The organism is Coraliomargarita parva (assembly GCF_027257905.1).
Lineage (GTDB): Bacteria > Verrucomicrobiota > Verrucomicrobiia > Opitutales > Coraliomargaritaceae > Coraliomargarita_A > Coraliomargarita_A parva.
In genome coordinates this window covers 564306-587080 of record NZ_JAPZEI010000001.1, presented here as the reverse complement: position 1 = coordinate 587080, position 22775 = coordinate 564306, and the positions used below count along the sequence as shown (strand labels likewise).

Sequence of the window (22775 nt, the reverse complement as noted above, 5' to 3'; positions counted from 1 at the left end):
GCACCTTATTCGTCCCCCTTGGGGAGGGAGTCGACGGTTAAGCCTTCGAGGGGTTTTGGTTTTCCGGGCAGGAGGAAGCTAGTGAGATATCCGGTGACGAAGGTGACGGTGCTGCCGATGGGTCCGTAGAGCCAGAAACTGATCGGGGCGTTGTTCTTCAGGTACACGACGACGGCGTGGACGGAAATTCCGGCTGGCAGGTTTTGCGCGACAAAGAAGGGGTAGATCCCGTATGTCTTGATGGGGCGGCTTAGGTGTTTGCTTGTCTGGTATGTTCAGGTTCTTGCAGTCGTTCACTCGGCTTGACGCTTGCTGTTATTGCGTGCTTCGTTTCGAAAGCTTAAAGCCCGCTTGCTTGACCGTGGCACTGATTGTATGCATGGGTTCTGGTTTTGATTCTCCTCTTATCGTACCATGCAACGCCGAGTCACGATTCACGATATTGCAAAGCGGGCCAATGTTGCCCCGTCTACGGTTTCGCGTGCCTTGCGCAATAGCAAGCAGGTGTCTGAATCGAAGCGCGAGGAGTTGAAGGCCCTGGCGGACGAAATGGGCTATCGCCCGTCTCCTTTGATTTCAGCCTATGCTTCCCAGCGTCGTAGCGGCCGGCCATCCGCGATCACGACGATTGCCTTCATTACAAGCGTACCTTCCGGGTTCGACTGGGGGCAGATCCCGTTCTTTCGTCGTTGCCATGTGGGCATGCATCGCCGGGCCGAGCAGCTTGGCTATGCGGTCGAGAATTTCGGCCTTCGGGAGGCCGGTATGAGTGCCCGCCGGTTAAATGATGTACTTTATCATCGTGGGATCCAGGCGCTATGCTTTGGGCCTGAGATGGCACGCGAACCTGACTGTCACTTTGATTGGGAGCGCTTTTCCGCGATTAGTCTCTGTCATTCCTTAACGGTGCCCAAGTTGCACCGCGCGATCGCCCATCATTTCCACTCCATCATTCTGGCGTTGGGCGAGCTTCGGGCCAAGGGCTACAAGCGTATCGGCTTTTGCATGAAGAAGGAGAGTGTGGAATGGACGGAGGGGCTCTGGCATGCCGGGCTGCTCTACTTTCTGCAGCAGTATCCCGAAATTGAGGTCGAGTTCATCAGTCTGGGGGACGAGCTCTCGCTGGTGGTGGATTGGTGTCGAGCGAAACGGATCGAAGTGGTGCTGGAAATCATGCCCGAGGTGCGCGAGGTCTTGCACGCGAGCGGACTGGTTGCGGAGGGCCTCGATTACGCGACTTTGGATTGGAATCCGGAAGACGCCCATATTGCCGGTGTCGATCAGAATGCGGAACGAATCGGTGAACTGGCCGTTGACTTGGTGATCTCCATGTTGAAAGCGGGGGAAACCGGTATCCCCAGCGCCGCGACAGCCGTCATGTCGGAGGTTTCCTGGGTGGACGGGCCCAGTCTGCGCCGGGGACGGTGAGTGGGTCTGGCCGTTCTCTTTAGTGCGGGTGCAGGTTTGGCGGGCTGAGCCGTGCCTTTAGATTACCGTTCCTTGGGCAGAAGTATGGTAAAGGTGGTACCTTCCGGGCCGGTATCGAAGCTGATTTTACCTTTGTGGGCGTCGACGATGGATTTGACGATCGCGGTGCCGAGGCCGGTGCCTTCGTTTTTGCCGTGGGTGACGAAGGGCTCGAAGAGGGTGTCGCGGATTTCCTCGGGGATGCCCGGGCCGTTATCGCTCACGGTCAGACGGATGTGCTCGCCGGCCTCATATGCCTCGACTGTGAGTTTGCCGGTCTTGCCCGAGTTATGGATGGCTTCCATCGCATTGCTGACGAGATTCTGAAGTACCCGGAGCAACTTGGTGGTATCTCCCATGAGTGAGAGCCCGTTGTCGATCAGTTCGATCGTGATATCTTCCTCTTTGAAGAAGGGGGTGTTGAGCTCCCGGAACATTTTGAAGAGGAGTTCGATCGAGACGTAGGCGATCTCGATTTCGTCGTCGCCCCGGGAAAATGCGGCCAGATCGTTGGCCATGTCGACCATGCGGCGGATCTGGGCTTCGATATTTTCGCAGATCTTTTCGGTGCGCGGGTCGTCCTTGTGGCGCTGGCGAATGACATGGGCGCCGAGGCTGATGATGGAGAAGGGGTTTTTAAAGTCGTGGAGGATGGAGGAGACCATGGTGCCGACCAGGCTGAGCTTCTGGGTCTTCATCACGTCTTCCACGTAGTGGCGCGTCGTATTGTTGAGGTGCTCGATGACGCTTTCCAGGATCTTGCGGACCGGTTCGGCATCTTCGATGATCTTCTTGACGGTGGTTTCGGGTACTTTGCCGATCAGGGCCTTGCTGCCGGCTTCGGCTGCCAGCGCGCGGTGTTCCCCGGTGAAGACTCCGACCTCGCCGAAGAAGCCACCTTCCGCCGACTCGCTGATGATGTGTTTCGAGCCGTCGGGGCGCCACTTAAAGAAATTGACGGACCCTTCGAGCGTGAGAAAGAGGGCGTCCGGTGCGCTACCTTCGTCAAAAATGAGGTCTCCGGCATCCATGTGCAACAACTCAACCTCATGCAGAATCGCTTCGCGGCGCGCTGTGGTGATGCTAAGGATAAATGGATGTTCGGTGAGTTTCATGGGCTGGGGGCGGCCTCGGATGGTGGTGCTTCGCCCGACCGCGCTTGTCTAACGGAGAAGACAAGGATGGTGGACCCGATTGCCAGCAGTAGGAGCAGCAATCCGAGCCAGATACCTTTCGGCGAGCACTTGTTCATAAGAATTGGTACTTATGAGGGGGCTTTGGACTAGATACAATCCTCTATATTGGGATTCGTTGAAATGTCTTCAGGACAAGCGCATGCTGTAGTCGCTGTAAGCAAACTTGCGGATGACCTGCAGGCCTTGGGCCGGATCAAACTGGCAGATTGCCGGCAGGGGGACGCCGTTGAAAGTGGTGTTCTTGACCATCGTGTAATGGCTCATGTCGAGGAATACCAGACGCTGCCCTGTTTTCAGGGGTTCGGGGAAGGAGTAGTCGCCGACGACATCGCCGGCGAGGCAGGACATGCCGCCGATCCGGTAGGTGTGGGGGTGGACTCCGGGCAGGTCCGCACCCAGGATCGCCGGGCGATAGGGCATTTCGAGCACGTCCGGCATGTGGCAGGTCGCTGACGAGTCTGTGATTGCGATCTGCTTCCCGCCCGCTTCGACAATGTCGAGCACCGTGACGATCAATACGCCGGTGTGTAGCGCGACGGCTTCGCCGGGCTCGAGGTTGACCTCGACCTGGTATTTTTCACGGAAATGACGAACCACGCGGATCAGTCGTTCGATGTCATAGCCAGGGCGGGTGATGTGGTGGCCGCCGCCGAAATTGAGCCATTTGCGTCCGGGGATGAGGTCGCCGAATTTGGTCTCGAAGGCCTCGGCTGTGTGTTCGAGTGCATCAGAGTCCTGTTCGCAGAGGGCGTGGAAATGAAGGCCATCCAGCTGATGCAGTGCGGCATCGCCCAGTTCCCGGAGAGCTTTGTCGAGTGCCTCGCGGGTCGTGCCGAGTCTGGAGGACGGGGAACAGGGGTCGTAGAGTTCGGTTTCGACCTCCGAATACTCCGGATTCACCCTTAGTCCCAGTTCCGCCTTCCGGTTGTCCCCCAGAATCTCGATGCCGCGGTTGAGCTGCTTGTAGGAGTTGAAGACCAGGCTGTGGGCGAAGCGGTTGAGTTGCACCAGTTCGTGGGGCTTGTAGGCGGCGGAATAGACATGTACCTCTTTTCCGAAGTACTCATGAGCAAGGAGGCCTTCGTGGAGCCCGCTTGAGGTGGTGCCGGCCAGAAAGGGGCGAATCCGGGGGAAGGTGCTGTGGCATGCGAAGCCTTTCAGTGCCAGCAGGATCCTGGCGCCGGATTGTTCCGAGATTGCCTGCAATAATCGGCAATTGTCCTCCAACCGGCCCATGTGGACGACATAGGCGGGGCTGGGGGCGGCTTCGAATGGAATTGCTTCCAGCGCGGCGGCGCGTTCGGGTGTCAGTGGTGGCGTTGGGTCTTGAGCCATAAGCAGCCTGTAAACCTGTGTCCATTTGGGGCGTTGGCGAGCCTCTTTCGCAGTGCTTCCGGGTAGGATTTGTGCAATGGGTGGAAGCGGAAAATAGGGCAAACTTAGGGTTGATTTTCGGATGCTCTGTTTTATTGTGCGCCGTTTTCTCAAGTTCTCAGGTCGTACAATCGGTCATTTTCTACCCAGTATTTAATATCATGCAGCAGTATAAACTTAACGTCTCCAGTCGTGAAAAAACCGGTCGCGGTGTCGCTCGTCGCCTGCGCGCCTCCGGTCAGATTCCGGCCAGCATCTACAGCAAGGGCGAAGCTCGTTCGATCTCTCTCTCTGCCGAAGCATTCCGCGACCTCAGCCGCGAAATGGGTGGCGGAGCTGCTCTGATCGAGCTGACTGATGAGAAAGGGGCCACTGCCCTGACTCACGTACAGGCCGTCCAGCGCGATCCGATCAAGGATACGGTCGAGCACATTGATTTTCATGAGGTTGCCCGCGGCGAAAGCTTTGTGGCCCACGTACCGGTTCATCTGGTCGGTGAGAGCGATGCGATCGGCGTGAAGAACGAAGGCGGCGTGATCGACCACAAGGCGCACGAAGTCGAAATTCGCTGCCGTCCCTCCAAGCTGCCCGATCACATCGAAGTCGATGTCAGCAAGCTGGCTGTGGGCGGAGCGATCCACATCGGCGACCTTCCGGCCCTCGACGGAGTCGAATATCTTGGCGACTCGGTTCTTGTGGTCGTTTCCTGTCAGCCGCCTACAGTGGCTGTGGCTGCTTCCGAAGAAGCCGCAGAAGTCGCCGCCGACGAGGTCCCTGCCTCCAAGGTCAAGGAAGAGGCTGCTTCCGAGGAGTAATTTTCCTTTTGCCGGAGCCTCTCGGGGCTCCGATCCACTCGTTCTTTCACAATGTCCATCGCGGTGATCGCCGGTCTCGGAAATCCGGGGCTCAAATACCGCAATACCCGGCACAACGTCGGTTTCGAACTCGTCGATGCCTTGGCGGAGCGGTACAAGCTCGGCTGGAAGGCAGAAGCCAAGTTCGAGGCGCTGACCGCGCTGGGGACCCAAGCCGACGGCCGCAAACTGCTGCTGGTCAAACCACAGACCTATATGAATGCCAGCGGTCGTGCCTTGGGAGCCATTCTCCGCTACCGTAAGCTTGGAGCCGAGTCGCTTCTCGTCTGTTATGACGACCTGACGCTCGACTTCGGCCGTGTTAAGTTGAGTCTCAACGGCAGCGCGGGCGGTCACAACGGGATTGCCGATCTGCTTCAGCAGGTCGGTCCCGGTTTTGCCCGTTTCCGTATCGGTATCGGCGCTAAACCGGAAAAATCAATGGACTTGGCGGATTATGTCTTAAGCCGCTTCTCAAAGGACGAACAAGAAACTTTGGCAGGTCAACTTCCCCGCTACCTGGACTCGGTCCAGCTGGTGGTTGACAAGGGTATCGAGCCCGCCATGAACATCATCAATCAACGCACAGCAACAGAGCATGAGCGCAACAACCACCAATAACTATAAAGCAACATTCATTCTGGACCTCCGTGAATCCGAAGACGATTCGCAGAAGGTACTGGCTGATATCACTGAAACTCTTGGCAGCATCGGCGGCCAAGCCACGCAAAGCGAAGACCTCGGCATGAAGGCATTTGCCCGTGCTGCGGACAAGCGCTACACTCAAGGCCACTATCTTGAAGTCCGTTTTGCCGGTCCGAGCTCGGTTCCTTCCCAGCTCAAGGAAAAGCTTCGCCTGGACAAGCGCGTGAACCGTATCTTTGTCGAAGCGCTCTAAGCTTTTGCTCATCGCCGCCGACTCCATTTATCGCTCATGGCCTCCTTCAATAAAGTCATCCTGATGGGAAATCTGACCCGTGACCCTGAAATGCGGGTCACCCCGAGCGGCCACACGATCTGCAAGTTGGGGCTGGCGGTTTCCCGTGCGTATTCGACCCGTGACGGCGAGCGTCGTGAAGAAACGACCTTCGTGGACATTGATGCCTTTGGCAAGCAGGCTGAAGTGATCAGCAAGTACATGCGCAAGGGACGTCCGATCATGGTTGAAGGACGCCTCAAGCTTGACCAGTGGGAGTCCAATGACGGGCAAAAACGCAGCAAGCTGGGTGTGGTTCTTGAGAACTTCCAGTTCCTCGGCGGCCGTGACGACAACAGTTCCGGCGGTGGGGGATACGAGGACAGCTCGCCTCCTCAGCGTTCCGGTTCCTCTTCGTCCCGCTCCAGCAACGAGCCGGAGGATACGCTCGACGAAGACGTCCCGTTCTAAGTAATCCATCTGCTTCCTCTACAGACCAAAATCAATTTAATCGAAAACACTATTATGGCCAACAGTCAGGTTCTTCTCCTCCAACCCATCAAAGGTCTCGGTGCCGAAGGCGACACCGTGAGCGTCCGCGCTGGTTATGCGCGTAATTTCCTGCTTCCGCGCAAGCTCGCCCTGCCCATCACCCAGGCAAACAAAAAGCATGTGGATGCGCTCCTCAAGGCACGCGAAGCACGTGAGCAAAAGGAACTCGAAGTCGCCCGCGAGCTTGCCGACAAGATCGCCAAGACCAGCATCGCGATCGCAGTCAAGACCGGTGAGGGTGGCAAGATGTTCGGTGCCGTCACGGCAGCCGACGTGCTGACACGCCTGAAGGAAGAAGGCCTCGAGCTCGACAAGAAGCAACTGGGCATCGGAGCGCCGATCAAGGAGCTGGGTTCGCATGTGGCGAACGTCAAGCTGCACGCGGACGTTGAAGCCGAACTGAAGTTCGAAGTCGTTTCCGAGAATCCGATCGAGGAAGTGGCTGAAGACGCTTCCGACGACAAGGAATAAGCCTCACGCGCGCGGACATTAGACTCAAGCTCGTCGTATGCCGCCTGATTTTTCGCCTTCGGATGAAGATCGCGGGAAAGGTACTTCCTTTCGCCGGGGGCGCAAATCCAGGTCGGCAGACGAGGATGTCCGCGTACAGCCTCACAGTATCGAGGCCGAAGAAGGCCTCATCGCGGCCTGCTTGATTGATGGCGGGCGCGAGGTCCTGACGGAGTGTATCGAGGCCAAGATTGCTCCGGATTATTTCTACAAGGATACCCACAAGATCATCTACAAGGCGCTGCTCGACTTGTACGAGACCGGCGACCCGGTGGATGAAATCCTACTCTTCGAGCACCTGCGCAAGAACGGGCAGGATGAGGAGATCGGGGGGATCAGCACGATCTACGCGATCCAGGACCGGATTGAGACCACGGTCCATGCCCGGTACTTTGCCAAGATCGTCCATGAGAAATACCTGCTTCGGCGGATGATCCGCACTTCGCGGGAGGCGATCGAGGCCTGCTATGACCAGCAGGAGGATATTTCCACTTTCATCGAGAAGATCGAGCAGGAGATCTTCGAGATCAGCCGCGACCGTGTGACGGATGCGGCCAAACCGCTTCGTGAATCGCTGGATGAGGCTGTCACTGACATTCATGCGCTGCTCAACGGGCGCGAAGAAGCCGGCGGTGTGATGTCCGGTTTCCGTGATCTGGACGGCATGACCTATGGCTTCCACCCTGGCCAGATGATCGTCCTGGCGGCACGTCCTTCCGTGGGGAAGACCAGTTTGGCGATGAATTTCGCCGAACATGCGATCCTGCCCGATGGCGGCCGTACCCCGGCCGGTGTTCTGGTCTTCAGTTTGGAAATGACGGCGGCACAGCTGGCCATGCGTTTGATTTGCAGCCGTGCGCGCGTGGACATGAAACGCATCCGTGACCGGGTCATCTCGAAGCAGGATTCCGCCGACATCGCCCAGTCGGTGAAAGAGCTGAAGACGGCTCCGCTTTGGATCGACGACGGTTCGAACTCCACGATTCTGGATATTCGCGCCAAGGCGCGTCGCTTGCACAGCAAAAGCCCGCTGGGCCTTGTCGTCATCGACTACCTGCAGTTGATTCGTGGTACGGACTCGAGGGTCCAGCGTGAGCAGCAGATCGCCGATATCTCGCGCGGGGTGAAGGGCTTGGCCAAGGAGTTGAATGTGCCGGTTGTAGTGCTCAGTCAGCTGAATCGTGAATCCGAAAAGGAGAACCGCGATCCCCGTCTTTCCGACCTGCGTGAGTCCGGATCGATCGAGCAGGATGCGGACATGGTGTTCATGCTGCACCGTCCCAAAAAACGCGATGATGACGAGGGTGTGCAGGAAGGTGGACTGCCCGGGGATGTCGAGCATATCAAATTAATCATTGCCAAGCAACGTAACGGGCCAGTAGGGGATATCGACTTGACCTTCGTCCGCCGTTACACGCGTTACGAGAATTTCCATCGTTAGCCACTGTCTTCGTATTATATAACATGCGCCTATTCAACACGATGCTCTTCCTGACCTGCAGCCTCTTTGCGGTGGCCGTGGTCAACACCACGCAAGCTCAGGAAACAGAGACCCAGTATCCGCGAGTCAAAGCGGTCCGCCTTGATTTTAAGGGCTTCCAAGCGGTGAGTGACCAGTATGTGCTCGGTAATATCCAGTTGCGCGAGGGCATGGATTACAGCCAGACGCTGGTCGACCAGTCGCTTCGGGCGCTCTACAAGACCAACTATTTCGAGTTTGTTGAGGTCAAGGTGGAAGGGGACCCGAAGGACGAAGTGGTTGTCGTCTTCGAACTGGTCTGCAAATACCTGATCCAGCAGATTCGCTTCAATGGCAATGAGGAGTATTCCGACTCCCGTCTTGCCGCCAAAACCGAGTTGGAAACGAACCAGGCTCTGGATGAATACCAGGTGAGTCTGGCGGCCGATGCCATCAAAGAGTACTATGTGGACAAAGGATATCCGGATATCGAAGTGGATTATCGTCTGATCCGGGATGACGAGACCGGATATGCGACTGTCAACTTCGACATCGATGAAGGCGGCAAGGTGAAGATCAACCGCATCAGTTTCAAGGGCAACGCGTCCTTCAAGGACAAGCGCCTTCGCAAGGTCCTTGAAACCAAGAAAGCCAGCTGGATCTCCTGGCTGACCGGGACCGGGAAGTTTTCGGAAGTGAAGTTCAAGGAAGACCTCGAACTCTTACGCCAGTTCTACCGCAACGAAGGCTTCCTGGATGTGGTGGTGGACGAAAACCTGGTGGAATTCGATTTCAAGACCGAGAAGAAGGTACGTATCACGATTACCGTGGATGAGGGACAGCGCTACTATCTGGGCGACATGTCGGTGCTGGATGCGACCATTTACACGGAAGATGAACTGCTGCGTCAGGTGCAAATCGCGCCGGATGACGCCTTTTCTCCTGAGTCGGTGGATGAAGCCGCAACCGCGATTCGCGAGCATTATACCTCCCAGGGCTACCTTGAGACACGGGTGCGTGCCGAGCGTGTCCCGAATATGGACAGCCGCCGGATCGATATCGTCTTCCGTGTACGTGAAAGCGAGAAGTACTACGTTGAGTCGATCAAGGTGGAGGGGAATACCAAGAGTAAGAGCCGCGTGATTGTACGGGAACTGGCCCTGCGGCCTGGAGATGTCTTTGACTTGAAGCGGATGGAGACCAGTGAGAACCGGTTGAAGAATACGAACTACTTTGAAGACGTCATCCTCAGCCCGGAGACGACCAATGTGCCGGGGCGCAAGGACTTGGGCGTTGCGGTGCGTGAAGGACGCACAGGTAACTTCAGCTTTGGCGCCGGTTTCGGTTCGGTTGAAAGCGCCGTGTTCTTCGTCGAGCTATCCCAGGCAAATTTTGATTTGTTCAACTGGCGTTCGGGTTTTCAGGGGGACGGGCAAAAGTTCCGTTTCCGTGCATCGATCGGTACCTCCAGTAACCAGATCGTCATCTCATTCGAGGAGCCCTGGTTGTTCGAGCAACGTCTGGCGTTCGGTGTCGAATTGTTCCGTTCGGAGTCCGACTACAACAGTACGGAGTATAACGAGTTGCGCACCGGTTTTGAAATCTACCTGCGCCGCCGTTTGTTCGAACTGGTGGAAGCCCGCCTGTCCTACCGCCTTGAGCTGGTAGATATTTTCGATGTGGCGGGTGACTCCGATACCATCGATCCGAATGACGGTGTGCCGGATACATTCGAAGCCGCAGAAGGTGAGGAAGTGGTGTCCAAGGTCGGCCTGACGTTCCTCCGCGACACCCGAGACAACCTGCTTTTCACCCGGAAGGGCAATCGCAGCAGCATCCTTTCCGAGGTGGCTGGCCTTGGCGGGGACGTTAACTACTACCGTCTCGAAGGCCGTATGGCTCACTTCATCCCGACCTTCGATACCTTGGAACAAAGCTTCTCGATTGTGGCCCGGACCGGGACCATTTCCCCGTATGGCCAGAGTAAGGAGGTCCCGTTTTATGACCGCTATTACCTGGGCGGTCCAGAATCCCTGCGCGGCTTTGAATACCGTGACATCGGTCCTCGTGACAGCGATACCCGCAGCGATGAGGCAATCGGGGGCAACACCTACGGATTGGTCTCGTTTGAATATCTTTTCCGGATTGCGGAACCTCTTGGCCTGGTTGTTTTCTATGATTGGGGTTTTGTTAATTCCGATGACTATGATTTCAGTCCTTCCGACTATGGTGACAACTGGGGTATTGGTGCGCGTATTCTGCTTATGGGGTCGCCGCTTAAGCTCGATTTTGGTATTCCCATCACCACCCCGGATGGAGCTGATGACGGTGCCCAATTCAACTTTTCCTTTGGCACCCGCTTCTAAGCCGTCCAAGATCCACGTATAAATCTCTGATAACCCACCCATCGAACTTATAATTATGAAGAAACTCACTACCGTATTCCTTGGCTGCGCTTTTGTCGTGGTCGGCCTCTTTGCTCAAAAAACACCGGTTGTCGCCACGGTTAACGTGCAGCGCCTGATGAATGACTACACCGCATTCCAAGCCGCGATGGAAAAGGTGAAGGGCTCGGTCGCTCCGGTTGAGGACGAGATGAAGAAGATGCAGCAAACCATTCAGGACATCGTGACCAAGGGCCGCGAAGCTGAAGCCAAGGTACAAAACCCGGCTCTTGGCGATGAGGCCAAGGAAGAAGCACGTGCCGAGGTGATGGAGTTGCAAAAGCAACTGCAATCCGAGCAAGTCAAGCTGCAGCAGTTCCGCCAGCAAGCCCAGCAACTGGCTCAGCAAGGCCAGAAGGAAGAGCTTGCCCCGCTTCAGGAGAAAGCGATCGAGGCGGTCCGCACGGTTGCCTCCGACAAGGGGATCGATCTGGTCATTGCCACCAACAACCTGATTTATGCGGACGACTCGCTTGAGATCACCGATTCTGTGATCGCCGTGCTCAACGCGGAATAAGCCCAGGCAAATCTCATTTTTTTCAAACCCTGTTCTCGCATAGAGCAGGGTTTTTTCTTTTACAGCTTATATGGCATACACTTACACGATAGAGCGTCTACTCGAGATTGTCGGTTCCGCCGACCTGCAGGGGGAAACGGCGGCCCCGGTGAGCGGGATTGCTTCCTTGCTGGAAGCCGGTTCCGGAGAGCTGTCTTTCCTTGGCAATCCAAAATATGTGCAGGACGTTCCCCAGTCGAATGCATCCGTCCTTCTCCTTCCGAAGGATTACGAAGGTGAGCCGAAAGAAGGGCAGCTTTTCGTGCGTCTGGAGAATCCCTCCTTTGCCCTCGCTCTGGTTTGCCGCGATATCGAGATGTCGCTCCTGGCCAAGCCCGAACCCGGGGTGCATCCGTCTGCGGTGGTTCACCCCTCCGCGCAAATCGCGGATTCGGCTGTGGTCGGGCCGTTGTGTACGGTCGGCGAAGGGTCGGTCGTGGAAGACGGCGTCGTGCTGGAGGCCCATGTCTGCGTGGGCCGGTTTGCCCAGATTTCGGAGGGCAGCTACCTCTTCCCGCGGGTGGTGGTGGCCGACTACTGTCAGATCGGCGCGCGCAACCGTCTGCTTCCGGGCTGTGTGATCGGTGCGGACGGATATGGTTATGCCTATATTCAAGGTGCTCACCAGCGCGTTCCTCAAATTGGAATCGTGGAGACCGAAGCCGACGTGGATATCGGTGCCAACACCACGGTGGACCGCGCCCGCTTCGGTTCGACCCGAATCGGGCAGGGGACGAAAATCGATAACCAGGTACAGATCGGTCACAATGTGCGCATCGGCAAACACTGTCTGGTGGTCGCTCAAGTCGGCATCAGCGGCAGTGCCAGCCTCGGCGATCTTGTCATTATTGGGGGGCAGGCGGGGATCTCCGGACATCTGCATGTTTCGGACGGTGCCATTATTGCCGGCGGCTCAGGAGTGACTCGCAACGTCGGGGCCGGGGATAAAGTGGGCGGTTTTCCCGCGGAGTCCTTCATGTTGATTAACCGGATTTATGTGCTGCAAAAGAAGTTGCCTGATCTTTTCAAAAAGTTTGCCCAGCTAGAGAAAACCGTAAAGGCTCTCGCCCAGACTAGCAGCGACCCACTCAAATGAACGGTAGTATAATGAAGATTTTCTGCGGCAACTCGAACCCGCAACTGGCTGAACAGATTTGCAATTACCTCAACGTTCCTCTCGGGAAAGCGACCGTAAAGAGCTTCCCTGACGGTGAGAGCTTTGTACGTATTGATGAGAATATCCGCGGCGCGGATGTTTTCATTGTGCAGTCGACCTGCAATCCGGCGAATCAGCACCTGATGGAGCTTTTCATAATGATCGACGCGGCCCGCCGCGCTTCGGCCAGCCGGATCACCGCAGTGATCCCCTTTTACGGTTATGCCCGTCAGGATCGCAAGGATCAGCCCCGTGTCCCGATCACTTCCAAGTTGGTGGCCAATTTGCTCGTTTCTGCCGGCGCGAACCGTGTTCTCACGGTTGATTTGCACGCCCAGCAGATCCAGGGCTTCTTTGATATTCCGGTGGATCATCTATATGCTTCGCCGGTCATGTTTGAATACCTGAAGAATATCGACCGCGAAAAACTCACGCTTTTCTCCCCGGACGTTGGCGGGATGAAGATGGCGTCGGCCTATGCCGATCTCCTGAAGGTGCCGCTCGGCTTCATTGCCAAGCGCCGTACGGATGCCGAGACGGTGGAAGCGGTTTCCCTGGTGGGGGAGACCGAAGGACGCGACATCCTCTTGATCGACGACATGACCGAAACCGCAGGAACTCTCTGTGCCGCGGCGGCCCTGTTGAAGAAGCACGGCGCGAATCGCGTGATGGCCGCCGTCAGCCACGGTGTCTTGAACGACTTGGGCTATGATCGTCTTTCAAAGGGCGTGCTGGATGAATTGATCACCACCAATACGACTCCGGTGGAGAAGCGTAGCGGCGTGCCAATCACGGTCCTCGGCGTCTCCGAGCTGTTGGGCGAAGGGATCAAGCGGATTCACATGAACGAGAGTGTGACCGGTTTGTTTGCGGTAAAAGGTTTCTAAATCGTAGCGGTTCCGGAACTCCCGGACGGGTCCGCTGTCGATGTAGAGGCACTGATACAATATGAAGCTATCGTATTCTCTTCTCTTTGTCTCTTTCTTCGCATGTTCATTGCTCCGCGCAGCTGACGATACGCCGCAGTTCAAGGTGGAGGTGGATACCAGTCCGGTTGAAGCCGAAGCGCATGGTCCGGTCGTCTCCTATGCGGACACGCTGGAGCGGGCGACCCCGTCTGTGGCTGCGGTTTACACGTCGAAGTACGTGACGGTAAACCGGGGCAGCAGCCAGCCGGGCATACCGGAGATATTACGACAGTTTGGTTACCCCGTGCCGCAGCAGCCGAGCACTCCGAACGATGCCGAGCCCCGCCAGCGGATGGAGCGTCTCGGTGTGGGCTCCGGCGTGATCGTCTCCACGGACGGGTATATTGTGACCAACCATCACGTTGTGCATGACACACGTGGAGGGGATGTGGATGAGATTCGTGTCCGTTTGACGGACAACACGGAATATGTCGCAAAGCTGGTTGGCTCGGATGAAAAGACGGATGTTGCGGTGTTGAAGATCGAGCCTGAAACGGAGCTCCCGGTCGTGACGATTGCAGACAGTGAAAAGCTGCGTGTCGGCGACGTGGTCTTCGCTATCGGCAATCCGCTTGAAGTCGGGTTAACCGCGACGCAAGGAATCGTGTCCGCGACCGGTCGCAACTCGCTGGGTATCCTTGGTGGTGGCGGTTACGAAGATTTCATCCAAACGGATGCCGCCATCAATCTGGGGAACTCCGGCGGAGCGTTAATTGACGCCCGTGGCCGCCTTGTCGGGATCAATACGGCAATCGTCTCGCGCTCGGGCGGCAGTATCGGCATCGGCTTTGCCATCCCCGCGAACATGGTGCTCCATGTCATGACGAATTTGATTCAGAATGGGGAAGTTCCGCGCGGACTTTTGGGCTTGTATCCGGAAAACCTGACTCCAGACATGGCCGATGCCTTCGGTTTGGATTCGACGCGCGGTGCCTTGGTCAATCAGGTACAGGACGATTCACCGGCAGAAAAAGCCGGGATCAAGCACGGGGATGTCATCATTCGTGTCGACGCGATTGAGATCGAATCGGCGCCGCAGTTGCGTTTGGTCGTTTCCCAGATGTTACCGGGCAGCCAGGTGAAGGTGACTTTGATCCGCAAAGGCAAGGAACAGAAGCTGACCGTCACATTGGGGAGCCTCAGCGGGACGGCCGCGGTCCAAGACCTGACCGACGAATTTTTGGAGGGCGTCGGGTTCGAATCCTTGGATGATGAGGCCCGTTCCGCCTTCTCAATTCCTGATTCTGTCGATGGAGTGCTCGTAAGTTCGGTTGCGTCCGATTCGCCTTATGTCGACAACCTTGCCCGAGGCATGGTGATTCTTGAAGTCAACGACAAGAAGGTAAAGACGCCGGAAGACATCGAAGCACGTATCGTGACAGGCGAGGCCAACCGCCTCTATGTCTGGTATGGCGAAGTGGCTCGCTTTATCATCCTCCGGGTGCAGGACCGCGAGTAAGCATGTTTCCGGGGCGAGCGGGTGCGGCTTAAAGTGCGCCGGCTTCCTTCCAGATCGCCCGAACCAGTTCACTGTCCACATCCTCGCGAGTGACTGCGGTGCCGATCGCATCCATTGTGACGAATCGAAGTTTGCCGGCTCGGTTCTTCTTGTCCCTCTGCATGGCTGCCATCAGTTGCCCAATCGGAAGTTCGCTTTCGAGGACGGTCGGCAGGCGGTAGGTTTTGCACACGCGCACGACGCGTTCCACGTCTTTGTCTGCAATGCAGCCGAGCGCGGTGGAGAGCCGGGTCGCCAGGTGCAGTCCGATGCCAACCGCTTCACCGTGAAGGTAGTCCCCGTAACCGGCAACATTCTCAATGGCATGTGCGAAGGTATGGCCAAGGTTCAATAGGGCGCGCCCCCCGCTGCCGGCGGTTTCCTTTTCGTCGGCAGCCACGACGGAGGCCTTGATCGCGCAGCAGCGCCGGATGATGTCCGGCAGTTCGGCGGATTCCGGCTGGAGTCCGTCGAGGGATTCCAATTTTTCGAAGAGTGATGCGTCGGCCAGCATCCCCGTCTTGATCACTTCGGCCATTCCGGCCGCGAACTCGCGCTTCGGGAGGCTCTTAAGTAGATTGACGTCGATAAAGACACCTTTGGGCTGCCAGAAGGCACCGACCAGGTTTTTCCCTTCCGGCAGGTTGATTCCGGTCTTTCCGCCGACAGAGCTGTCGACCATGGAAAGCAGGGTGCTGGGGATCTGATAGAAATCAATGCCGCGCAGATAGCTGGCGGCTACGAATCCTGTAAGGTCACCGATCACGCCACCGCCGAAGGCAAAGAGCGCGCCGTCACGGTTGACGGCCTGGGAGGCGAGAAAGCGAAGGCACTCGTCGAAATATTGAATGGATTTGGTCGGTTCACCGGCCGGCAGGCTGAGGATCTCCTCCCGCTTGAATCCCGCCTGGCTCAGGTAGTCCGGTTGCGCGTCGAGCACGCGGGCGTCGCTGATTACACGTACGGCCCGGCCCGCTTCCCGCAGGGAGCGTACACATTGCTTTAGGCTGACCAGGCTTTCGCTGAAATGGATCGGGTAGCTGCGATCCGCCAGCTCGACGGTAAGTGCTTCAGTTTTCATCGTGGGTTATTTCAGTCCTTTATGTAGCCGAAGTCGTAAGACTTTGGAGCCTTCTCGCAAGAAATCCAAAAACTGATGTTTTCGGCTACAAATCATCGCTGATTCCAAAAATCGCGTTGGCGTAATTCGTTGCTGAGAAAGGCTGCAGGTCGTCCGGTTGCTCACCCAGACCGACGAAGTAGATCGGCAGCTTTAGCTCGCGGTAGATCCCGACCAGGGCTCCGCCCCGGCTGGTGCCGTCCAGCTTTGTGATGATCAGCCCGGTCAGCGGGAAGCTCTTATGAAAGACCCGGGCCTGCTCGATCGAGTTAGACCCGAGGCTGCCATCGACCACCAGCCAGCTGTGGTGCGGGGCGCTGGGGTCCTGCTTCTTGATCACACGGTCCAGTTTCTCGAGCTCCTTCATCAGGTTCGTTTTCGTGTGCAGACGACCGGCGGTATCCAGGATGACCAGGTCGCGCCCCCGGCTTTTGGCCGCAGCATAACTATCGAAGGCGACAGCCGCCGAGTCCGCGCCATGTTGGCTGGCCACGAGTTCGATGCCCAGGCGTTCGGACCAGGACTTGATCTGCTCGTTGGCGGCGGCGCGAAAGGTGTCGCAGGCGCCCAGTAATACGCTGCGCCCGTCGTTCTGGTAGAGGTAGCCGAGTTTTGCCGAGGTGGTGGTCTTGCCGGAGCCGTTGACCCCAATCAGGGCAATGACTTCCGGATTGTGGTTGCCCAGCTCGACCTTGCCTTCCGCACCTTCCAGTACCCGGGCCAGAACGGTGGCTCCGATTCGGGCGGCGTCCTGTCCGCGCATGTCCTTGTCCGCTTTATAGGCGGCCTTGATCTCGTCGATGATCTCCTCGACGGTTTCGACCCCGAAGTCGGCGGTGTAGAGTGCTTCCTCCAACTGCTCCAGTGCGTCCTGATCAAGCTTGGCACCGGAAAAGACGCTATCGAATGCTTTCTGAAAGGTGGGGGTCTGCTTTTTCAGGCCCTCCTTGAACTTCCTGAATAAACCACGCATCGCTCAATCAGTCGGCTGCCCGGCGCAGGGGACGGTCGATCTTGTTCTTCATCTGGTCCAGAATGCCGTTGATGAAGCGTTTCGAATCCGGATTGGAGAAGACTTTGCCCAGATCGATCGCTTCGTTGATGCTGACAATTGGGGGGATGTCCTTGCGGAAGAGCAATTCGTAGATCGCGAGCCGCAGGATCGCGAGGTCCACCTTGGCGATCCGCTCGAATTTCCAGTTCTGGGTATGGGCCTTGATCTCGGTGTCGACTAGTTCGATTTCAGAGATCACGCCGTGGACAAGCTCTTCGGCAAAAGCGTAGTAGCTGCGGTCTTCTTCCTGGTTCGAGAAAAATTGGCAGACGTCGTCGTTCAGCTCATCGGGCTTGTTGAGCTCCCATTGGTAGAGGAATTGGATCGCGCATTTGCGGTTTTCCCGCCGTTGCGAGCGGGGGCTTAGTTTTTGTTCGTCGTCCATTTTTGTTTCAAGAGCGCCATTTCCAGCGCGGAATCGGCAAATTCCTTGCCTCGGTTGATTTCGGTTCCGGCGCGGGCTTCAGCCTGCGCTTCGTTCTCGACGACCAGGATCCCATTAATGACGGGGATGCCGGATTCGATACTCAGTTGCTGTAGGGCGATCGCGGTGCTGTCGCCGATGACTTTGTGGTGGTCGGTGCTGCCGGCGATGACCACGCCGAGCACGATGATGGCATCAAACGGTTCGCCCTGTGCCAGCAGGGCTGCGGCATAGGGCAGCTCGGCGGAACCGGGGACACGCTCGATGACCGGTACGGCCGCACCGGCCTGGAGGAGGGTGCTCTGGGCGTGTTGGAGGAGGGCATCGACGTAGCTCTGGTTGAAGCGTGCCGCCGCGATGCCGATGCGCAGGCCGCGGCCGTCGATTTCTTGTGAACTGGGTGCGTCGAGACTCATGAAGCGCACCAATAAGAACGCCGAACGTCGAACATTCAATGTCGAACTTCGAATCGCACCTGTCCACAATGTGCCGGTTCCAGGCGTCTTCTGCGCGGAACCCCGATGTTCGGCGTTGAATGTTCGGAGCCGGATGTTCAAAACTGCCTGCCATGTTCAAGTTGATCACACAGTGCGGGGAGGCCCGCCGCGGCGAGCTGACCACACGTCACGGGAAGATTCAGACTCCGATTTTCATGCCCGTCGGGACCCAGGCCACGGTCAAGGGCTTGACCCCGGCCCAGATCCATGAGGTCGGGGCGCAAATCATTCTGGGCAATACCTACCACTTGAACATCCGGCCCGGACCCGAACTGGTAGAGGAAATGGGTGGCTTGCACACCTTCATGAACTGGGACAAGCCGATCTTGACGGATAGTGGCGGCTTCCAAGTCTTCAGCCTGGCGAAGCTGCGCAAGATCACAGACAAGGGGATCGAGTTCCGCTCGCATCTGGACGGACGGAAGCTCTTTCTGGATCCGAAGGGCTGTTACCATATCCAGAAATCGCTCGATACCGATATCGCCATGGTGCTGGACGAGTGTCCGCCTTTCCCCTGTGAACGGGATGCCTGCGAGGATGCGGTGGCCCGCACGATCCGCTGGGCTAAGGAGTTTATCGATTATGCCCGTGACGACGGCTTTCTGGAAACAGGGCACCATGTGTTCGGGATCGTCCAGGGCTCGACCTACGACGACCTGCGGGTTCGCTGTACGGAGGCCTTGGCTGAAATGGATTTTCCGGGCTATGCGGTCGGTGGTGTCAGCGTTGGGGAGCCGGAGGAGGAGATGCTCAAGCAGACCGGGGCCTGCGCACCGGTGTTGCCGAAAAACAAGCCCCGCTATGTCATGGGCGTGGGCACACCGCCACAGTTGCTGAAGATGATTGCACAGGGCATGGACATGTTCGACTGCGTCATGCCCACGCGTCTGGCCCGGCATGCCACCGTATTCACGCCGCACGGCACGCTCAACCTGAAGAACGAGCGCTTCCGGAAGGACCCACGTCCGATCATGGAGGCCGACAACTATACCTGCCGCAATTTCAGTCGTGCCTATCTGAGGCATCTGGTCATGGCCAAGGAACTCCTCGCGCATACCTTGCTCTCCATCCACAACGTCCACTTCTTCCTCGACCTCATGGCCCAGGCTCGTGCCCACATCGAGGCCGGCGACTACGCTAGCTGGAGCGCGGCTTGGATCGATCGGTATAATGCGGGGGAGTAAGTTGGTGGCTTTTGTCCGAAAGGGGCTCGTTATCCTTAACACTCGGTACCCCTCCGTCTGCGACAAGCGCAGACACCTCCCCGAATCCAGAGGAGGAATTTTGCAGAGCGTGTGAATCTTTTCCCTCCTAGATGAGGAGGGGGGCCTGAAGGGCGGGGTGGTTGACTGCGGTGTTTTCAGTAAGCTGGTGCTGTTGTGCGGTCGCCGCCGCCCATACAACTGAACCCCAGCCTTGACATTCTGCGCTCCGTAGGCATTCACAAAGGAAACATGAAGTTCAATCTCGTAGTCGTGCTCGTAAAGGTAGTCGTGGTCGTAGTGGCCTCGAACGAATTCGCGCGGACTTAGAAAACTTCTCACATCACTTTCTAAAAACCCCCGCCGGATTCGTTCGACGGGGGTTTTTTCTGATCCACGTCGAACCCGTTCCGGCGGCCAACCAGCCACCACAATACAGATGATGAAAATGACCGGAGCCGACCTCGTTATTCGCCTGCTTGAACGTCAGGGGATCCGCACCATTGCGGGCATCCCCGGAGGGGCCAACCTGCCTCTCTATGATGCTTTGGCACGGCGGCCTGTAATTCGCCATATCCTTGCCCGTCACGAGCAGGGCGGAGGCTTTATTGCCCAGGGTATGGCCCGCGTGACTGGACAACCTGCGGTTTGTTTTGCCACCAGCGGGCCGGGGGCGACCAACATCGTTACCGCGATTGCGGATGCCAATCTCGACTCGATCCCGGTTGTCTGCATCTCGGGGCAGGTCGCACAGCATCTGATCGGGACGGATGCCTTTCAGGAGGTGGACGTCTTTGGCATGAGCCTGCCGATCACCAAGCATAACTATCTGGTCAAATCGGTTGAGGAATTGCTCGAGATTATTCCAGAGGCTTTCCGCATTGCCGCCAGTGGTCGTCCCGGACCGGTCTGGATCGACATCCCCAAGGATGTCCAAAACGCGAATATCGAGTTTGACGAATGGCCGGAGGCGGGAGCCGCCGAGCCCTTCGAATTCGTCGACGCGAACGCGATTGCCCGTGCCGTTGAGATGATCGAGGCGGCCGAGCGCCCCATTCTCTACCTGGGCGGCGGCATTATTCATAGCGAGGCCAGTTCGCAGGCTTGCGCCTTGGCGGAGCGCTCCCACTTGCCGACCGTCAACACGCTGATGGCCATGGGGGCGATGCCGACCGACCATCCCCAGTCCTTGGGCATGTTGGGCATGCATGCCGCGCCCTATACCAATATGGCATTGGAGGAATGCGACCTCTTGATCGCGCTCGGGGCCCGGTTTGACGACCGTGCCACCGGCAAGGTCGCCGAATTCTGTCCGCAGGCCAAGGTGATCCATGTGGATATCGATGCAAGCGAGTTGGGGAAGATACGCCAGCCGACCTTGTCGATCCGTGCGGATGTCGGCAGCTTCCTGGACCAATTGCTTGCGGTCCTGCCGGAGCGTCAGCGCGCGGACTGGAATATGGAGATTGCGGCGCTCAAGGCGATGCACCCGATGCATATGCCCGGAAAGGAAGATCCGGCCACACCTTATGGCTTGATTCGCGCGGTGGCTCGTTACGCCGGGCGCGATGCGATTGTGGCAACGGATGTCGGTCAGCATCAGATGTGGACCGCGCAGGCCTTTCCATTCCGGCGTCCGCGTCAGTGGTTGACCAGCGGTGGGTTGGGCACGATGGGCTTCGGGCTTCCGGCCGCGCTGGGCGCAGCCTTGACCGAGCCGGAGCATCCGGTCGTCTGTTTCAGCGGTGACGGCAGTTTCTTGATGAACAATCAGGAGATGATCACCGCCGCGGAAGCCGGCGCCGACCTGAAGGTTATTCTGATGAACAACCAGTCGCTTGGCTTGGTGCACCAGCAACAGACCCTCTTCTTCGGCAAGCGTCTCATCGCCTCGAAATTCCAGCAAGGGCCCGACTTCGCGATGATGGCGCGGTCCATGGGGATGGAGGCGATCGATCTGGCGAAGGAGCCCGACCTTGAGGATGCGCTTGCCCGCGCCTTTGCCATTACGGGACCGGTCCTGATTCACGCACCGGTTTGTGTCGATGAGCAGGTACTTCCCATGGTGCCACCGGGGGGGGCCAATCGTGATATGATCCGTCATCCGGAGGCGGAGCAAACCGAGGTCTAGGCCGTTTGTCGAAACAGGCACCTCTCACAGTTGTTGGAGAGGTGCCTGCAGCTCTTCATCATCAGCGCCCGGGGTCATTGTTGGTTCCGGTGTTGAAGAACCTGAGGCCCCTGTGTATGGTTTGGGTTGTTTGTCGATCCTACCACTGTCATGGCCACTAGCAATCCGGTTCATCTTGCCGTTAAAGTCATCTCCATCCTTCGCGAGTTCGCGGTTTTCCTGCTGCTTGGCACGTTTGTCGCCTTGGCCTGGGCCAATTTGGACTTTGCAGGCTACGAACACTTTATCGAGTCGTCCTTGTTTCATGCCGGTTGGCTAATCCACGAAGGGGACGGAGGTGTCAGCCTGCATTTCCTCTTTAACGACGTCTTTATGGTCCTATTTTTCGGGGTCGCGATGAAAGAGGTCTCGGAAAGCTTCCTACCGGGGGGGGCTCTCTCCAGTGTGCGCAAGTTAGCCATGCCGGCCTTAGCTACGGCTGGCGGTGTGTTGGGCCCCATCCTTATCTTCTTTGTCTTGCATTCATTGCTCCGGCCCGAACCTTCTTTTTCAGGCGGCTGGGCAATTCCCACCGCGACCGATATTGCCTATTCCTGGTTGGCGGCCGGGATGATTTTCGGGCGCCGTCATCCCGCTGTGACCTTCCTGTTGGTACTGGCGGTACTCGATGATTTGGTGGGTATGATTATTATCGCAACCGTATACACGCCGGACGTCCACCTTGCTTGGCTGGGGTTGGTTGTGCTTGCAGTGGTGCTCTGTGAGTGGATGCGGCAGAAGGGGGTGACCTCGTTCTGGCCTTATATCCTTCTGGGCGGGCCCTTGAGCTGGTTCGGGCTGCATTTCACCGGAGTGCATGCGGCGCTTTCCCTTGTGCCGGTGATTCCTTTCCTGCCTCATGGGGAACGCGACGCCGGCTTGTTCGAGGAAATACGGGGCAATGGAGGGGATCCGCGCGATACCATGACGCGATTCGAGCATTTCTTTAAGCCCATCGTTGATTTGGGTCTCTTTGGCTTCGGCTTAACCAATGCCGGTGTGTTGCTCAACGGGGAAGCTTTTTCGGGAAAGGCGACTTGGATCATTCTGCTGTCGCTGCTGATCGGGAAGACGCTCGGGATCTTTGGCTTTGCGGCAGTGGGCCGGGGCCTTGGGCTTGAGCTGCCCGAAGGTTTGCGTTTACGGCAGATGCTCGCCCTCGGAATGATTGCCGGTATCGGTTTCACCGTGGCCCTGTTCGTGACCACGGTGTACGTGGGGACGGGGACGAATCCGGAGGTTCATCATATCGCCGGGCAATTGAAGCTGGGGGCCTTACTCAGCTTTTCTGCGGCCCCGCTTGCATTTTTGATGGGGAAGCTGCTCGGGGTCGAGCGTCGTCTTTGAGCAGAGCTCCG

General features: G+C 57.5%; 22 protein-coding genes. 15 read left to right on the top strand and 7 right to left on the bottom strand.

Features of this window, described 5'->3' with window-relative positions:
• Positions 1 to 5: 5 nt before the first annotated feature.
• Positions 6 to 167 (bottom strand): hypothetical protein, encoded by a 162-nt coding sequence (locus tag O2597_RS02275; RefSeq protein WP_269522557.1) that lies wholly within the window; start codon positions 165 to 167, stop codon positions 6 to 8.
• A gap of 247 nt (positions 168 to 414) precedes the next feature.
• Between O2597_RS02275 and O2597_RS02270 the strand changes: the two genes are divergently transcribed.
• Positions 415 to 1428, top strand: coding sequence for a LacI family DNA-binding transcriptional regulator (locus O2597_RS02270; RefSeq protein WP_269522556.1), 1014 nt, complete (start codon positions 415 to 417; stop codon positions 1426 to 1428).
• Positions 1429 to 1490: 62 nt separating this feature from the next.
• Here the strand turns inward: O2597_RS02270 and O2597_RS02265 are convergent, their stop codons facing one another.
• Both O2597_RS02265 and nspC read right to left on the bottom strand, forming a co-directional pair.
• On the bottom strand, positions 1491 to 2582 hold the full coding sequence (locus O2597_RS02265) for a sensor histidine kinase (protein ID WP_269522555.1): 1092 nt from the start codon (positions 2580 to 2582) through the stop codon (positions 1491 to 1493).
• 207 nt (positions 2583 to 2789) lie between these two features.
• Complete coding sequence (nspC, locus tag O2597_RS02260) at positions 2790 to 3998, bottom strand: carboxynorspermidine decarboxylase (RefSeq protein ID WP_269522554.1); 1209 nt, start codon at positions 3996 to 3998, stop codon at positions 2790 to 2792.
• Between the two features lie 200 nt (positions 3999 to 4198).
• Here nspC and O2597_RS02255 point away from each other — a divergent pair, with 200 nt between their 5' ends.
• The 11 genes from O2597_RS02255 to O2597_RS02205 all read left to right on the top strand — a co-directional run bounded on the left by O2597_RS02255 (position 4199) and on the right by O2597_RS02205 (position 14911).
• Positions 4199 to 4852 carry a 50S ribosomal protein L25 gene (locus O2597_RS02255; RefSeq protein WP_269522553.1) on the top strand — a complete coding sequence of 218 codons (654 nt, stop codon included), beginning with the start codon at positions 4199 to 4201 and terminating at the stop codon, positions 4850 to 4852.
• 51 nt (positions 4853 to 4903) lie between these two features.
• A complete protein-coding gene (pth, locus tag O2597_RS02250; protein ID WP_269522552.1) occupies positions 4904 to 5512 on the top strand; it encodes an aminoacyl-tRNA hydrolase in 609 nt (202 codons plus the stop codon).
• Positions 5490 to 5789, top strand: a complete 300-nt coding sequence (locus tag O2597_RS02245; protein ID WP_269522551.1) for a 30S ribosomal protein S6 — start codon at positions 5490 to 5492, stop codon at positions 5787 to 5789. The genes pth and O2597_RS02245 overlap by 23 nt, the downstream gene beginning before the upstream one ends.
• 36 nt (positions 5790 to 5825) lie before the next feature.
• Positions 5826 to 6278 (top strand): single-stranded DNA-binding protein, encoded by a 453-nt coding sequence (locus O2597_RS02240; protein WP_269522550.1) that lies wholly within the window; start codon positions 5826 to 5828, stop codon positions 6276 to 6278.
• Positions 6279 to 6332: 54 nt separating this feature from the next.
• Positions 6333 to 6830, top strand: a complete 498-nt coding sequence (rplI, locus tag O2597_RS02235; protein WP_269522549.1) for a 50S ribosomal protein L9 — start codon at positions 6333 to 6335, stop codon at positions 6828 to 6830.
• Between the two features lie 37 nt (positions 6831 to 6867).
• The gene (gene dnaB / locus O2597_RS02230; protein ID WP_269522548.1) at positions 6868 to 8310 is read left to right on the top strand and encodes a replicative DNA helicase; all 1443 of its coding nucleotides are present in this window, start codon (positions 6868 to 6870) and stop codon (positions 8308 to 8310) included.
• 23 nt (positions 8311 to 8333) lie between these two features.
• A complete protein-coding gene (gene bamA, locus O2597_RS02225; protein WP_269522547.1) occupies positions 8334 to 10694 on the top strand; it encodes an outer membrane protein assembly factor BamA in 2361 nt (786 codons plus the stop codon).
• Positions 10695 to 10749: 55 nt separating this feature from the next.
• Entirely contained in the window at positions 10750 to 11289 is a 540-nt protein-coding gene (locus tag O2597_RS02220) for an OmpH/Skp family outer membrane protein (protein ID WP_269522546.1), read from the top strand.
• 70 nt (positions 11290 to 11359) lie between these two features.
• Positions 11360 to 12424, top strand: coding sequence for a UDP-3-O-(3-hydroxymyristoyl)glucosamine N-acyltransferase (gene lpxD / locus O2597_RS02215; RefSeq protein ID WP_269522545.1), 1065 nt, complete (start codon positions 11360 to 11362; stop codon positions 12422 to 12424).
• Positions 12421 to 13371, top strand: a complete 951-nt coding sequence (locus tag O2597_RS02210; RefSeq protein WP_425603704.1) for a ribose-phosphate diphosphokinase — start codon at positions 12421 to 12423, stop codon at positions 13369 to 13371. Before lpxD ends, O2597_RS02210 begins: the two co-directional genes overlap by 4 nt.
• Before the next feature lie 61 nt (positions 13372 to 13432).
• A complete protein-coding gene (locus O2597_RS02205; protein ID WP_269522543.1) occupies positions 13433 to 14911 on the top strand; it encodes a Do family serine endopeptidase in 1479 nt (492 codons plus the stop codon).
• A gap of 28 nt (positions 14912 to 14939) precedes the next feature.
• On the opposite strand, the gene aroB is transcribed toward O2597_RS02205, so the two are convergent.
• The 4 genes from aroB to ribH form a co-directional block, all read right to left on the bottom strand.
• On the bottom strand, positions 14940 to 16031 hold the full coding sequence (gene aroB / locus O2597_RS02200) for a 3-dehydroquinate synthase (protein WP_269522542.1): 1092 nt from the start codon (positions 16029 to 16031) through the stop codon (positions 14940 to 14942).
• 85 nt (positions 16032 to 16116) lie between these two features.
• Positions 16117 to 17043, bottom strand: coding sequence for a signal recognition particle-docking protein FtsY (gene ftsY / locus O2597_RS02195; RefSeq protein ID WP_269522541.1), 927 nt, complete (start codon positions 17041 to 17043; stop codon positions 16117 to 16119).
• Positions 17044 to 17050: 7 nt separating this feature from the next.
• The gene (nusB, locus tag O2597_RS02190) at positions 17051 to 17509 is read right to left on the bottom strand and encodes a transcription antitermination factor NusB (protein ID WP_269522540.1); all 459 of its coding nucleotides are present in this window, start codon (positions 17507 to 17509) and stop codon (positions 17051 to 17053) included.
• A complete protein-coding gene (gene ribH, locus O2597_RS02185) occupies positions 17488 to 17964 on the bottom strand; it encodes a 6,7-dimethyl-8-ribityllumazine synthase (RefSeq protein WP_269522539.1) in 477 nt (158 codons plus the stop codon). Before ribH ends, nusB begins: the two co-directional genes overlap by 22 nt.
• A gap of 152 nt (positions 17965 to 18116) precedes the next feature.
• Here ribH and tgt point away from each other — a divergent pair, with 152 nt between their 5' ends.
• The 3 genes from tgt (at position 18117) to O2597_RS02170 (ending at position 22764) form a co-directional block, all read left to right on the top strand.
• Positions 18117 to 19229 (top strand): tRNA guanosine(34) transglycosylase Tgt, encoded by a 1113-nt coding sequence (gene tgt / locus O2597_RS02180; protein WP_269522538.1) that lies wholly within the window; start codon positions 18117 to 18119, stop codon positions 19227 to 19229.
• 457 nt (positions 19230 to 19686) lie between these two features.
• Positions 19687 to 21378, top strand: coding sequence for an acetolactate synthase large subunit (ilvB, locus tag O2597_RS02175; RefSeq protein WP_269522537.1), 1692 nt, complete (start codon positions 19687 to 19689; stop codon positions 21376 to 21378).
• A 150-nt stretch (positions 21379 to 21528) separates the two neighbouring features.
• Entirely contained in the window at positions 21529 to 22764 is a 1236-nt protein-coding gene (locus O2597_RS02170) for a Na+/H+ antiporter NhaA (protein ID WP_269522536.1), read from the top strand.
• The last annotated feature ends 11 nt before the right edge of the window (positions 22765 to 22775 follow it).

What these genes read in the sequence shown, in the direction of transcription:
- O2597_RS02270 (WP_269522556.1), top strand. Translation starts at nt 415, where the DNA reads ATGCAACGCCGAGTCACGATTCACGATATTGCAAAGCGGGCCAATGTT.
- O2597_RS02265 (WP_269522555.1), bottom strand. Translation starts at nt 2,582, where the DNA reads ATGAAACTCACCGAACATCCATTTATCCTTAGCATCACCACAGCGCGC.
- nspC (WP_269522554.1), bottom strand. Translation starts at nt 3,998, where the DNA reads ATGGCTCAAGACCCAACGCCACCACTGACACCCGAACGCGCCGCCGCG.
- O2597_RS02255 (WP_269522553.1), top strand. Translation starts at nt 4,199, where the DNA reads ATGCAGCAGTATAAACTTAACGTCTCCAGTCGTGAAAAAACCGGTCGC.
- pth (WP_269522552.1), top strand. Translation starts at nt 4,904, where the DNA reads ATGTCCATCGCGGTGATCGCCGGTCTCGGAAATCCGGGGCTCAAATAC.
- O2597_RS02245 (WP_269522551.1), top strand. Translation starts at nt 5,490, where the DNA reads ATGAGCGCAACAACCACCAATAACTATAAAGCAACATTCATTCTGGAC.
- O2597_RS02240 (WP_269522550.1), top strand. Translation starts at nt 5,826, where the DNA reads ATGGCCTCCTTCAATAAAGTCATCCTGATGGGAAATCTGACCCGTGAC.
- rplI (WP_269522549.1), top strand. Translation starts at nt 6,333, where the DNA reads ATGGCCAACAGTCAGGTTCTTCTCCTCCAACCCATCAAAGGTCTCGGT.
- dnaB (WP_269522548.1), top strand. Translation starts at nt 6,868, where the DNA reads ATGCCGCCTGATTTTTCGCCTTCGGATGAAGATCGCGGGAAAGGTACT.
- bamA (WP_269522547.1), top strand. Translation starts at nt 8,334, where the DNA reads ATGCGCCTATTCAACACGATGCTCTTCCTGACCTGCAGCCTCTTTGCG.
- O2597_RS02220 (WP_269522546.1), top strand. Translation starts at nt 10,750, where the DNA reads ATGAAGAAACTCACTACCGTATTCCTTGGCTGCGCTTTTGTCGTGGTC.
- lpxD (WP_269522545.1), top strand. Translation starts at nt 11,360, where the DNA reads ATGGCATACACTTACACGATAGAGCGTCTACTCGAGATTGTCGGTTCC.
- O2597_RS02210 (WP_425603704.1), top strand. Translation starts at nt 12,421, where the DNA reads ATGAACGGTAGTATAATGAAGATTTTCTGCGGCAACTCGAACCCGCAA.
- O2597_RS02205 (WP_269522543.1), top strand. Translation starts at nt 13,433, where the DNA reads ATGAAGCTATCGTATTCTCTTCTCTTTGTCTCTTTCTTCGCATGTTCA.
- aroB (WP_269522542.1), bottom strand. Translation starts at nt 16,031, where the DNA reads ATGAAAACTGAAGCACTTACCGTCGAGCTGGCGGATCGCAGCTACCCG.
- ftsY (WP_269522541.1), bottom strand. Translation starts at nt 17,043, where the DNA reads ATGCGTGGTTTATTCAGGAAGTTCAAGGAGGGCCTGAAAAAGCAGACC.
- nusB (WP_269522540.1), bottom strand. Translation starts at nt 17,509, where the DNA reads ATGGACGACGAACAAAAACTAAGCCCCCGCTCGCAACGGCGGGAAAAC.
- ribH (WP_269522539.1), bottom strand. Translation starts at nt 17,964, where the DNA reads ATGAGTCTCGACGCACCCAGTTCACAAGAAATCGACGGCCGCGGCCTG.
- tgt (WP_269522538.1), top strand. Translation starts at nt 18,117, where the DNA reads ATGTTCAAGTTGATCACACAGTGCGGGGAGGCCCGCCGCGGCGAGCTG.
- ilvB (WP_269522537.1), top strand. Translation starts at nt 19,687, where the DNA reads ATGATGAAAATGACCGGAGCCGACCTCGTTATTCGCCTGCTTGAACGT.
- O2597_RS02170 (WP_269522536.1), top strand. Translation starts at nt 21,529, where the DNA reads ATGGCCACTAGCAATCCGGTTCATCTTGCCGTTAAAGTCATCTCCATC.